This is a genomic window from Demequina globuliformis (genome assembly GCF_000975155.1).
In the GTDB taxonomy this organism is placed as follows: Bacteria; Actinomycetota; Actinomycetes; order Actinomycetales; family Demequinaceae; genus Demequina; species Demequina globuliformis.
Window position 1 is genome coordinate 540,122 of record NZ_BBRG01000001.1, and the last position, 11,984, is coordinate 552,105.

Genomic DNA, 11,984 nt, shown 5'->3' on the forward strand with positions numbered 1-11,984 from the left:
CGGTGGCTCTCAGTCCGCTCCACGCGACAGAGGTCCCCACGGGCTGCGGCCGGTGGGGACCTCCCTGTTATTGCGGGCGCTAGCGATCCGAGCGGACTCGCGCCTTCCGCTGGGTGATGATGATGGCGCCAGTGAGAACCGCGACCATGGCAGCCGCGAGCAGCCACTGCCACGGCAGCGTGGCGCCGGTCGTGGGCAGATCGCCGGTGGCCTGCGCTCCCGAACCCGCCGCGCCACCGTCAACGTCCTCGGCATCCGGAGCCGTGGCAGCATCCGTGACCGTCAACGCCACGCTGGCCTCGAGCCCTGACGCGCCGCCCTCGGCGACCAGAGTGTGCTGGCCTGCGGGCACCGTGCTCGGGATTGCCAGCGTCGCGTCAAGCGACCCGTCAGCCGTCGCGGTGATGGTGCCAAGGTGAACAGGGTCAGAGAAGAGCGTGAAGGTGATCTGCTCGCCGGCCTGGAACCCGTTGCCTCGGACGGTGAAGGTGCCGCCCGCAGCGACCTCCGGCACGGACAGCGTCAGCGTGGGGGCCTCACCTGTGGAACCGCCGCCGTTGTCGGACCCATCGGATCCGCCGTCGCCGCTGTCGGTACCACCGTCGGTCCCGCCGCCACCATCGGTGCCGCCGCCATCGGTGCCACCATTGCCGGCATCCGTTCCGGACACGGTCAGGGTACGAACCTCAGATACGGCCACCCCGCCGTGCTCGTCCTCGGCTCGCACAAACCACGAGTGCTCGCCGTCGCCAGGGGTCCAGCGCGCGCTCACAGTCGTGCCAGACGGCACGCCCACAGAGGAGGCAATCGCCTGGTCCGTGAGGGAATCAGCACGGAACGAGTCCGTCGCGAGTTCCTTCGTCGACACATCGATGCCAAGCACCTCATAGGAGAGGCTGAAGTCCTGGTGTTCGGGCTCCAGGGTCGGGTGGTCCGCGTCGTAGTCCTTCAGGTAATCGGAGTAGGTACGGATGCGCACCGACTGAGACTGGTTGTCGAAGTGCAGCAGGCGCATGTACCCCTCGCCACCATTGGGAAGCCCCTGGTAGTCGAACAGCATCGACGTCACGGTGCGGTCGTTGACGCCATCACCGTCATCGTCAAACGAGTCCTGACGGGTGTAGGCGTCGTGATAGTGACCCGATGTGACCGCACGCACATTGGGGTTGGTCGCGACGACCTCGTCCATGATGCGCTGCGGGATAGGCCCCAGCCCGCCGGTGGTGAGCATGAACTCGTGCAGCTGGATGAACGCCACTCGCTCGGGGTACTGCGCGAGGATGTCGTTCATCCAGTCGATCTGCTCCGTTCCTGGCGCCCACCCCATGTAGAGGAACAGGAAGTCGATTCCACCCGCAGTGATGAGGTCGTAGTGACCGCGGTTGTCGAGGTGGTCGCCGCCCCACCAGGGGTTGGAGTCGTAGCGCGAGGCCCCAAACCAGGTGCTGAACTGGGTGTAGTCGTTCGTGGCCTGGTTCACGTCGTGGTTGCCAGCCAGGACGCCGTATGGCAGACCTGCCTGGTCCAGCATCGCGTACGCCGGGTCCGCGCGTAGCCACTGAGCCTCGTCGGTGGAGGTGTTCACGATGTCACCGTTGTGAGCCATGTACTGCAAGTTGAGCGCGCTGCGACGCTCCAGCAGGAACTCGTGCATCGAGAGCTGGCGATCGTAGATCCCGCTGTAGCCGCCCACGCCGTCCTGGTTGTAGTACTGCGTGTCCGACTCCCACGCGAGCGTGAAGTCGTATTCAGACCGCGGGGTGTCGTCGACATGGTGGGGCTCGACGGCAGATGCGCGGGTCGACAGGTTGTCGCCGGCATAGCCCTCGGAGTGTTGCACGAGCGCCGTGATCTGGCCGTCCGTGGCGTACCGCGCCGAGTTCACGACGGCTTCGAGGCCAAAGGCCTCGTTGTCCGTGGGGAGGGCCGATGTCACGTGTCGGTCCATCTCCACCCACGCGTTGGCAGCGGGGTCGAGGACGTAGAGCAACACTTTGGCGTTGGCGTTGGCCGTGCCGTCCCAGCGCACGCGCACCTCGCCTTCTCCGTCCACCTCAGTCGTCAACAGGACGTACGGCAACTTGCTGTCAGAAGCGGTGACGAGCGCGTCGTCGTCGAGGTGAGCGATCGCGGCGACCTGGGCCGCCGTGATCTCGGTCGCATCTGCACGGTCAACCGCGAGCGCAGTGGTGGCCTCGCCCGTGGAGACGGTCGTTGCGTCCCCTACGGTGAGCTGCGAGCCGCGGACGAACGTCACGTCCAGGGGGTCACCCGTGGGGTCGGACACCTCCGCCTCCAAGAGGGCCTCGCCAGCGTCCGCGAGTGCACCATCGGCTGGGCTGAGCGCATCAATGCTCGGCTGCTCATCCGCGATGGAGAACGGGACCTCCTTGGTGATCTCGTTGCCGGCGCGGTCGCTGGCCGTCACCGCGAGCGTGTAATCTCCGGCCTTGCCCGTCAGTGAGGAGATGGCGTGGGGGAAGTAGATGCGCCGGCCGTTCAGCGTGACATGGACCTCATCTACTCCGGCACCCGCGTCGGTGACAACAGCGGTCAGGTCGCGGTCACCGTGGACAACCTCAGCTTCCCCAACGTTGGGGGCGACGGTGGGTGCCGTGTTGTCGACATGCACGGTCGCCATCGTTTCCTCGTCGCCGTGGCGAGCGGTCACGACATGGGTGGTGTCGCCTTCCGCGGTGGTGTCCCAGGCGAAGGCGTGCGCCGCGAAGGCGTCGTCGGGTGCGAGGAAGGTGGCCTCGAGGTAGTCGACGGCGCCGCCGGAGTCACCCATGTAGATCCAGGACTCGGGGTCCATGGCCTCAAGGGGCCTCAACGTCCGTCCGTCTGGCAACACCAGGCGCAGGTTGCGCACGTTGAAGTTGTCATTGTTTTCGTTGAGGTCGATCTCGGGCGCGGCTTTGGTACCTGCGTAGATGCGTACCGAGAACTCTTCCCCTGGGTTGACTTCCTGCAGCGGAAGATCGGCCGTGACTGTCACTTCGCGGGCGTAGTACCCCTCGTCGAACACGGTGAGGACCTGGTCGCCCATGACGACACCGTTGCGGAAGTACGCGTCGGTCGCCGTCGCCTCGAAGGCGAACACGGGTGCCGCCTCGAGCTCAGGGTACGTTTCGAGCTCAGTGTCGTCGATGAACAACGAGATGTCGTCCGCGGCGGAGTCCGTCGCGGCGGCGATCACGTGCTCTCCCGACAGATAGTCGCCGTGGCTCACGTTGAGTCGCAGTGGGTCTTTCTGGACCGTCGAGGTCATTGCTGCGGGCACCGAGGACACAGTGGTGTACCCGTCCGAGGCGGTGAACTCATAGATGAACTCGCCCTTGCCAAGGGTGTCCGCGCCAGCGACCACCGTCGAGTAGGTCCCGTCCTGACCGGGCACCATATTGAGGACGAGGGTCTCGGCATCAACGTCATTGCTGACGGTCAACGTCGCGGTGCGCACGAGCACGTCATCGGTGATCACCGCCTTGAACGTCGTATCCATGCCAGGGGTAAAGGTCGGCAACGTCTGCACGTCGATCACTGGCGGGGTCCCGGGCGCCACCGCGGGCGCGAGCCCCTCGTTGACTTGTGTTGAGGTCACCGTGCCTGGAGACGCGGGAGCCAAGCCCAACAGCGGCGCAACACCGTTGTTACCAGGGATTCCATACTGAATTCCTTGGTCGGCCTGAGTGTCGTCCTCCGCGCCAATGTTGTAGAAGGCGCGGCTGATGACCACCTCCGTGTTCGTCATGACATCCATGCCACGCGGCGACGAGTTGGCCATGCCGCCCACCTGGGCCTCCAGCAGGTTCACGCCAGCGACGAGGTCCGTGCCAAAGTGGGCGTTGAAGTCCGCGGCCGTCAGGTCCTGGTTTCCGCCGTTCTTGACCCACACCACGATCGTTTGTCCTGGCTCGACACTCGCGGCACGCGGCTGCGACACCCACGGAGTGGAACTCGAGATGGACAGGTCTGAGTTCGGGTACAAGTAACGCAGCGTGAAGTCTTCCCATGCGAGCGCGGCGTCAGAGGCGTTGTAGACCTCGATGAACTCGAAGCCGTCCGCGCCGCCGGCATTGGTGGAGTCGGGCAGCAGTTCCGTGACCGTGAGCATGGGGGTCACGAGATCTGGATCCGTCACGCGGTCCAGGGTCACGTCGAACGCACGCACGTCGACGACGCCTGGCGTCGGCTCAGCCTTGGCCTCGAACACCGGCAGGACGGCCTCACCGCGAAGGGTAGGCGCGCCGTACATCGCGGCGGTGCCCGACGACAGCGTGGTGCCTCCGGTGTACTGCGCGCGGACCAGTTCCTCACCGGCATTGTCGAGCACGCGCAGCGCCCTATCCCCCGAGTTCGCCATGGCGGCCACGCCCGTGACGGGAACGACGACGGTGGTCTCCGGGACGCTCCAGTAGTCGCGGAAGTCGCTTAGGGTCTCCGGCGTCACGTCCGCGGTCGCAGGGTTCCACAGCACCACCGCACGGCCGGCAGGAATCACCAGCTCCGCATCGATGGACATCGCGACATCACTGTCGGGGTTGTTTCCCGCGCCGTAGGCGTAGGCGAGCGAGTACCCACTCGCAGCGAAGTCGATGTCTTCGGTCGTGAGGTTCGTCAACTCGATGTACTCGTAGAGGTCGGCGCCGGCGTGGTCGGCGACAACTTCGGAAATCACGACGGGCCACTCGGCGGCAACCTCAGGACTGACCACGATGGGCTGAATGGGGTCCGGCTGCTGCGGGACGGTGGTGAACGCGTCCCACTCGACCGCTCCCGGGGTGGGCTGGCCCTGTTGCTCCCACACCGGCAGCGACGTCACACCCACCTGTCCAGGGGTGCTGTAGTGAGCGGAGAGGTGAGACGCGACGTCATCCGCCCGGTAATACGAGCGCGCGATCTCGACGTCGTCGTCGCCGATGATGCGCACGCCGCGGTCGCCGCCGTTGCGGAACGCGCCCTGACCGTACATCTGTTCGACCTGGATGTCGTCGCCCAGCGACCAGTACGCACGGAAGTCGGTGAGCGCCCCCTCCGCCACCTCATCTACGCCAATGTTCCACAGCACCACAGTGGCCCCGGCGGCAATAGTCACGTCACCAACGAGCGACAGCGGTACGTCGTTGTCGCGGCTGTCCGAGTCGTCCCAGACGTAGGCGAGCGAAACGGACCCGTCCGACAGCGAGACTTCCGCGTCCGACACGTTGGTCACCTCGACGTACTCGTACAGGTCAGCACCATCGTGGTCAGCCATGATCTCCGACACCACCAGCGGCCATGCCTGCGCGACCTCTGCGGGGATCTCCTCCGCGGCCACACGGGCGAGCGGCGCCACGATGCTGGGCGAAGGAGTGGGGGTCGGCGAGGGGGCCGATACCTCGGCTGGGGCCTCGGCCGAGGGCGTCACGGACGGCTCGGGGGACGCCACCGGAGTCGGCACCGCAGACGCGCCGACGGACGACGGGGAGGGCTCAGCGGACGGGCTGGGCGAGACCGAAGGCTGCGTCGGCGCTGCAGCGCTGACAGTGGGGTCAGGCGCCGGTGTGGCGTCGGCGACGGCCGACGGCGCGAGACCCAGCGTCGCGACGCAAGCAAGGGCGGTCGCCGCAAGCGGCCGCCGATTGGTACGGAGGAAAGACACGAGAGACTCCAGGAAGTAGCTGGTGTGGACACCCGCGCAAGGCACGAGCCACCCGGAGTCAACCGCATTCCTAGAATCGATAATGCCGAAAACGTGACAGGTCAGACGACTGTCAGCCGACGTTTACCAGGACTTCACCGCCCGCGCCGAGTGAGACCCACCTCACCGGGCGCGCCATTCACCTCACACAGAACGGGGCCGATGCCGCTCCTGCAGCATCGGCCCCATCCCTCCGAGTGAGAGACTCAGCCAGACGCGATACCCAACTTGCCCAGGACCTTCGCCGCGCCGCCCTTAGAGGCGAGGCGGTCGCGAGCGGCGCCCGAGTACTCCTTGTTGAACTTGCGCCCCAACTTCGCGATCAACGAGTCAGGAACCTGCGGGTTCGCGATGAGCGCGTAGACGACCTCAGGCACCTTGTCGCCCGCGAGGTCGGTGTAGATGTCCTCAGGCATATCCGGGCGAGGGTTGCGAGCCAAGCCGGCGCGCACCGTCGCGGACTCGTCACGCGCGAGCTTGAGCAGCGTGGTCAAAGGGGTGTTGGGGTGGGCCGCGGCGGCCGCGCGGATCATCGCCTCGTCAGACTTCGCAAAGGTGGCGAGCTCGTGATCGGACAGGTTCTGGTCCATGTCCTTCAAGCTGGCCAAGGCGGTCTGGCGGGAGTAGTTCTCACTAAACATGTTCACTCCGTTGTGAATCAAGGGGACGGTCAACATCTCATGAGAGGGCTCACCACGCCAACTATGACGCGGTAAGTTGAGGCATATGCCACACAGCAACGAAGACGTGAAGGAACTGTCCTATGAGGAGGCCCGCGACGAGCTCGTCGCGATCGTCGCCAAACTGGAGGCCGGCGCCGCGACCCTCGACGAGTCGCTGGGGCTGTGGGAGCGCGGCGAGGCGCTCGGCGCGCGCTGCCAAGAGTTGCTGGATGGGGCGAAGGACCGCATCACCGCAGCCACGGACGACGAGCTCGATCCAGAGGCAGACGCCGGTGTGGTGGGCATCATCCCCGCCGACGACGAGGACGACGAGTGAGTGGCACGGCCCTCGTCATTGGAGAAGCGTTGGTCGATGTCGTGGTGCGTGCCGATGGCACCACTGCCGAGCACCCGGGCGGATCCCCCGCCAACGTCGCGATTGGTCTGGGCCGCCTGGACCGCGACGTGAGCCTCCTCACTCACCTCGCCGTTGACGCACGCGGACAGGATGTCGCGCGTCACCTCGAAGCGTCACACGTGAGGCTTGCCCCCGGTTCGCTTGACGCGGATCACACCTCGGTGGCGACCGCCACGCTCGACGCCACCGGCGCCGCGACCTACGTCTTTGACCTGGAGTGGGCGCTGCCCGCACCTGAGGTGACTGCCGCCCATCCCCTGGTGGTGCACACCGGTTCGGTCGCCGCCGTGCTCGCGCCAGGAGCGAGTGCCGTGCGTGATCACGTGCAGGCTCACCGTGAGCACGCGACCGTCACGTACGACCCGAACGCCCGCCCCACGCTGATGGGAGACCCCGCGGACGCCCGCGCGGCAATCGAGGCCATGGTCGCCCTTGCCGACGTCGTGAAGGTCTCCGACGAGGACCTCGAGTGGATCGCGCGCGACGGTGAGACGGTCGAGGATGTGGCCGCCGGGTGGCTTGAGCACGGACCTGCGCTCGTGGTGGTCACGCGTGGCGGCGAGGGAGCCACCGCCCTTGCTCCAGCAGGCCGCATCGACGTGGCCGCACTCCCCGTCACCGTCGCGGACACGGTCGGCGCCGGCGACTCCTTCATGTCGGGGCTCATCGACGGGCTATGGACCGAGGAACTGCTTGGCGCGGATCGTCGCCAGCAGCTGCGCGCAATCGACGCTGACACGCTCACCCGGGTGCTCGAGCGGTGCATCCGCATCGCGGCGATCACGGTCTCGCGCGCCGGCGCCAACCCGCCTACGACGGCGGAGCTCGCCACGGCCTGATCCTCGCCCCGCTCCACCGTCCCGCCCAGCCTTCCCCGCCTGGCCTTCCCCGCCAATTGGAACCATTTCGCTGTCTAGCGGTTCTATAACAACCACATGGCTCCATTTGAGTTGCGGGGGGGACGTGCGGCGGTGCGCCACCGAGGTGTCAGAATGTGACCCATGGCTAGCAACGAGGCATCCGAATTCCGCATTGAACACGACACCATGGGCGAGGTCCGCGTACCCGCGCACGCCCTCTACCGCGCACAGACCCAGCGCGCAGTCGAAAATTTCCCCATCTCCGGCACCACGCTGGAGCGCCGGCACATCGAGGCCCTTGCACGCGTAAAGAAGGCTGCGGCGCGCGCCAACGCCGAGCTCGGCGTGCTCGACCCCGCCATCGCCGAGGCCATTGTCGCCGCGGCAGACGAGGTTGCAGCCGGCGAGCACGATGATCACTTCCCCGTTGACGTGTTCCAGACGGGCTCGGGCACGAGTTCCAACATGAACACCAACGAGGTCATCGCCACCCTCGCGACGCAAAAATTGGGGTCGGACGTGCACCCCAATGACCACGTCAACTGCTCCCAGTCATCCAACGATGTGTTCCCCACATCGGTCCACGTCGCCGCGACCTCACAGCTGGTGAACGACCTCCTGCCGCAACTCGACCGCCTCGCCCAGTCGCTTGAGGCAAAGGCATCCGAGTTCTCCGAGGTCTACAAGTCCGGCCGCACCCACCTCATGGATGCGACGCCCGTCACCCTTGGTCAGGAGTTTGGCGGGTACGCCGCTGCCATCCGCTACGGCATTGAGCGCCTCGAGGCCGCGTTGCCGCGAGTCGCCGAGGTTCCTCAAGGTGGCACCGCCGTCGGCACCGGCATCAACACCCCCGCTGGCTTTCCCCAGCGCGTGATCGCTCTGCTCGCCGAGGACACGGGCCTACCGATCACCGAGGCCCGCAACCACTTCGAGGCGCAGTCGGCACGCGACGGCCTGGTCGAGGTCTCCGGCGCGCTGAAGACCATCGCCGTCTCGCTCACCAAAATCTGCAACGACCTGCGCTGGATGGGGTCCGGCCCCAACACTGGCCTGGGCGAGATCGCCCTGCCCGACCTCCAGCCCGGTTCCTCGATCATGCCCGGCAAGGTCAACCCGGTGATCCCGGAGGCGACCCTGATGGTGTGCGCGCGCGTCATCGGCAACGACGCCACGGTCGCGTGGGCGGGAGCGTCCGGCGCGTTCGAACTCAACGTCCAGATCCCCGTGATGGCGCTCGGCGTACTCGAGTCCATGCGTCTGCTCGGCAACGCCTCGCAGGTGCTCGCCGAACGCACCATCGACGGCATCACCGCCAATGTGGAGCGGGCACGTCGCCTCGCCGAGGCGTCGCCGTCCATCGTGACGCCGCTCAACCGCGTGATCGGCTACGAGAACGCCGCGAAGATCGCGAAGCACTCCGTGAAAGAGGGCCTCACCGTGCGCGAAGCCACGATCGACCTCGGCTTCGTTGAGCGCGGTGAGATCTCGGAGGAGCAGCTCGACCAGCTGCTCGACGTGACCACCATGGTGGGCGACCACTAACAGCCACACACGACGAAGGCCCCGGGCAGATGGCAGATGCCCGGGGCCTTCGTCGTACTCCTTGACCCTGGGATATCGCTGCCACCGCCGCTAGACTGCAACCCAGTGGAGGAGGAGCGCGCCCCCAGCGGCGCGCCGCGTCCCCTCAACTTCTCCGCGAGGTCGAGTCCAACTGCACCGGCAGCTGAACATCGCCCGCGCATCGGCGCGTCCCCTACTCTCCCCACCCATTGTGCGACGGAACAGAGTGGCCGCCTCCGTGGTTGCCCTGGTAAGCGCACGTCACTGTTGTGAGCCCAGGAGGTTCCCATGAGCACCACCCGCGTCCTGATCCTCGGCGGAGGCTACGTTGGCCTGTACACGGCCCTGTCCCTGCGCAAGAAGGCGGGCAACCACGTCGACATCACTGTCGTGGACCGCCGCGCATACATGACCTACCAGCCCTTCCTTCCGGAGGCCGCCGCCGGCTCCATCGAGCCGCGCCACGTCGTGGTGCCGTTGCGCAAGGAACTCAAAGGCATCCGAGTGGTGCAGGGCAAAGTTACAAGCATCGCCCACGAGGACAAGCGGGTGCGGGTCGAGACCGACTTTGGCGGCGATCAGGACCTTGAGTACGACGAGGTCGTCATCGCGCTCGGCGCCATCCCTCGCACCCTCCCCATCCCGGGCCTGGCTGAGATGGGCTTTGGATTCAAATGGGTGGAAGAGGCCATCAACTTGCGCAACATGGTGCTGGGCCGCATCGCGCGCGCCGCGAGCACCGAAGACCCGCACCTGCGGCGCAGGTTGCTGACCTTCGTGTTCGTGGGCGGCGGGTTCGCCGGGATCGAGGCGTTCGCGGAGACCGAGGACATGGCCCGCGCCGCGCTGCGCCACTACCCGGAGCTACGTCCTGCGGACCTGCGCTTTGTCATGATCGAGGCAGCCACGCGGATCCTGCCGGAGATGGGCGAGGAGATGGGCGGCTACACGCTCGAGGTACTGCGCAAGCGGGGCATGGAGATCTACCTGGCCACGCGCCTGGAGAGCTGCGTCGACGGCCGCATTGAACTGTCCGACGGCCAGAAGTTCGACGCGGACACGGTCGTGTGGACCGCCGGCGTCAAGCCCAACCCCGTCATTGGCGAGTCCGACCTCCCCACTGGCCCGCGCGGCCACGTGAACGCCCTGCCGACCCTGCAGGTGGCCACTGAGGACGGCGATGTGGTTCCCGGCGCGTGGGCCGCGGGTGACTGCGCGCAAATCCCGGACCTCGCGAAGGGCGAGGGCGCGTGGTGTGCCCCGTCGGCCCAGCACGCGGTGCGCCAAGCCAAGCTACTTGGAGCCAACATGGCGGCGCACATTCACGGCCGCCCCGTGAAGGAATACAAGCATCAGCACCTGGGCACCGTGGCGTCGCTGGGTCTCAACAAGGGCGTGGCGCAGATCATGGGCGTCAAGTTGCGCGGCTGGCCCGCGTGGTTCATGCACCGGACCTATCACATGGCGCAGATCCCCTCGTTTAACCGCAAGGCTCGCGTGGTGGTGGACTGGACGACTGCGCTGTTCTTCCGGCGTGACCTGGTGTCGCTGGGCCGCATCCACGAGCCGCGGCGAGCGTTCAAGGAAGCCGCCGACAGCTAGCCCCTCTTTCGTCAAGTGGCTCCATTTCGCTGTTATAGCAGGCTATAACAGCGAAATGGAGCCACTTGGCGGGGAAGCGAGTGGTGCTGGCCGATGCTCGGGCTGGCTAAGAGACGTCGGCGACGGCCTGCATGAGGTGGTCGACCGCACACGCCGCGTACGCGGCAGTGGCGAGTTCATCGAGCGCTTCCTCACTCAGCTCGGCCGACTCGAGGCGCACCACGGAAACGGCTAGCAAAGCGTCGAACCTGACCGCGACATCGGCCCCCTGCGAACGCGGGCGCACTCGACGCAGCGCGTGAACGGCGCGTTGGGCAGGCAGATCGGTGACGAACCACCGCACGGGCCCGGTGGCGAGCAACGGGCCACGCGCCACACCCCCGTCGAAGTGGATCTCGTCGACGCACGGCTGGTGCTCTCCGTGAGCCGGCCACTGCGAGGCCACATTGCGGAACGCGTGTGCACACATCGAAGCCTCGGGAAAATCACCCACAATCACGGTGGTGCCGCCGTGAGTGTCAAGGGACACCGTCAGTTGGGGCACCGCTGATGCAAGCGCAGCCACGTGAGTCAGCGTCGACACCGGGATCGGCATGGCGGGCTCCTGACCTCCAGGCGGCCGCGTGATGCGAGCCGCTCACCGCGAGAGTAGCCGCACCGCCGCGCTTTTCGCAATACCAATGTTGCGAAAAGCGGGCGGGCGTGGCAGCTGAGCCCTACGCAAGCGACAGGAACACCTTCTCCAGACGCTCAAGGTCCGCTTCACGGCCCTCCTCATCGGCGGAACTCAGGCACTCACGCACGGAAGCGGAAATGATCATGAAGCCCGCTCGGTCGAGCGCCTTCGACACGGCTGCGAGCTGGGTGACCGTCGGTTCGCACTCCCTCCCCTCCTCAACCATGCGGATCACTGCATCGAGCTGCCCGCGCGCCCGCTTCAGGCGGTTGAGCGCCGCGCGCTGAACTTCGGCATCGGCAGCCATGTCACTTACCGCGCAGCCACGGGAAGAACGATCGACCCGAAGGCGAATCGTGCCCTTCACACCACTGCCCTGCGGGCACCCGCGCCTTCACGGCGTCGACGTGCTGGCCGCAGCCGCTCCACGTGGTCTTGCCGCACTGACGACAGGTGATTGGTGAACACATGAGAAGACTCCTCCAGTTGTGCAATGTTGCGACGAGAATACCCCCCGGGG

General features: G+C 66.5%; 9 protein-coding genes. 4 read left to right on the forward strand and 5 right to left on the reverse strand.

Going from position 1 to position 11,984, the window contains the following annotated elements; translation table 11 throughout:
- Positions 1-79: 79 nt before the first annotated feature.
- Positions 80-5,641, reverse strand: coding sequence for a lamin tail domain-containing protein (locus AOP75_RS02480; protein ID WP_152649917.1), 5,562 nt, complete (start codon positions 5,639-5,641; stop codon positions 80-82).
- A 245-nt stretch (positions 5,642-5,886) separates the two neighbouring features.
- The gene (locus tag AOP75_RS02490) at positions 5,887-6,321 is read right to left on the reverse strand and encodes a hypothetical protein (protein WP_161794523.1); all 435 of its coding nucleotides are present in this window, start codon (positions 6,319-6,321) and stop codon (positions 5,887-5,889) included.
- A gap of 85 nt (positions 6,322-6,406) precedes the next feature.
- On the opposite strand from AOP75_RS02490, the gene AOP75_RS02495 reads away from it, so the two are divergent.
- The 4 genes from AOP75_RS02495 (at position 6,407) to AOP75_RS02510 (ending at position 10,788) form a co-directional block, all read left to right on the forward strand.
- Complete coding sequence (locus AOP75_RS02495) at positions 6,407-6,679, forward strand: exodeoxyribonuclease VII small subunit (protein ID WP_062076777.1); 273 nt, start codon at positions 6,407-6,409, stop codon at positions 6,677-6,679.
- The gene (locus AOP75_RS02500; protein ID WP_062076778.1) at positions 6,676-7,599 is read left to right on the forward strand and encodes a carbohydrate kinase family protein; all 924 of its coding nucleotides are present in this window, start codon (positions 6,676-6,678) and stop codon (positions 7,597-7,599) included. Before AOP75_RS02495 ends, AOP75_RS02500 begins: the two co-directional genes overlap by 4 nt.
- 162 nt (positions 7,600-7,761) lie before the next feature.
- Positions 7,762-9,165 carry a class II fumarate hydratase gene (locus AOP75_RS02505; RefSeq protein ID WP_062076779.1) on the forward strand — a complete coding sequence of 468 codons (1,404 nt, stop codon included), beginning with the start codon at positions 7,762-7,764 and terminating at the stop codon, positions 9,163-9,165.
- 309 nt (positions 9,166-9,474) lie between these two features.
- Positions 9,475-10,788 (forward strand): NAD(P)/FAD-dependent oxidoreductase, encoded by a 1,314-nt coding sequence (locus AOP75_RS02510; RefSeq protein ID WP_062076780.1) that lies wholly within the window; start codon positions 9,475-9,477, stop codon positions 10,786-10,788.
- 106 nt (positions 10,789-10,894) lie between these two features.
- On the opposite strand, the gene AOP75_RS02515 is transcribed toward AOP75_RS02510, so the two are convergent.
- The 3 genes from AOP75_RS02515 to AOP75_RS13020 form a co-directional block, all read right to left on the reverse strand.
- Positions 10,895-11,383: a hypothetical protein gene (locus AOP75_RS02515; RefSeq protein ID WP_062076781.1), complete on the reverse strand. Its 489-nt coding sequence runs from the start codon at positions 11,381-11,383 to the stop codon at positions 10,895-10,897.
- Between the two features lie 121 nt (positions 11,384-11,504).
- Entirely contained in the window at positions 11,505-11,771 is a 267-nt protein-coding gene (locus AOP75_RS02520) for a metal-sensitive transcriptional regulator (RefSeq protein ID WP_062076782.1), read from the reverse strand.
- A gap of 1 nt (position 11,772) precedes the next feature.
- A complete protein-coding gene (locus tag AOP75_RS13020; protein ID WP_500778384.1) occupies positions 11,773-11,934 on the reverse strand; it encodes a DUF8730 family Cys-rich protein in 162 nt (53 codons plus the stop codon).
- Between the last annotated feature and the right edge of the window lie 50 nt (positions 11,935-11,984).

What these genes read in the sequence shown, in the direction of transcription:
- AOP75_RS02490 (WP_161794523.1), bottom strand. Translation starts at nt 6,321, where the DNA reads ATGTTTAGTGAGAACTACTCCCGCCAGACCGCCTTGGCCAGCTTGAAG.
- AOP75_RS02495 (WP_062076777.1), top strand. Translation starts at nt 6,407, where the DNA reads ATGCCACACAGCAACGAAGACGTGAAGGAACTGTCCTATGAGGAGGCC.
- AOP75_RS02505 (WP_062076779.1), top strand. Translation starts at nt 7,762, where the DNA reads ATGGCTAGCAACGAGGCATCCGAATTCCGCATTGAACACGACACCATG.
- AOP75_RS02510 (WP_062076780.1), top strand. Translation starts at nt 9,475, where the DNA reads ATGAGCACCACCCGCGTCCTGATCCTCGGCGGAGGCTACGTTGGCCTG.
- AOP75_RS02515 (WP_062076781.1), bottom strand. Translation starts at nt 11,383, where the DNA reads ATGCCGATCCCGGTGTCGACGCTGACTCACGTGGCTGCGCTTGCATCA.
- AOP75_RS02520 (WP_062076782.1), bottom strand. Translation starts at nt 11,771, where the DNA reads ATGGCTGCCGATGCCGAAGTTCAGCGCGCGGCGCTCAACCGCCTGAAG.
- AOP75_RS13020 (WP_500778384.1), bottom strand. Translation starts at nt 11,934, where the DNA reads ATGTGTTCACCAATCACCTGTCGTCAGTGCGGCAAGACCACGTGGAGC.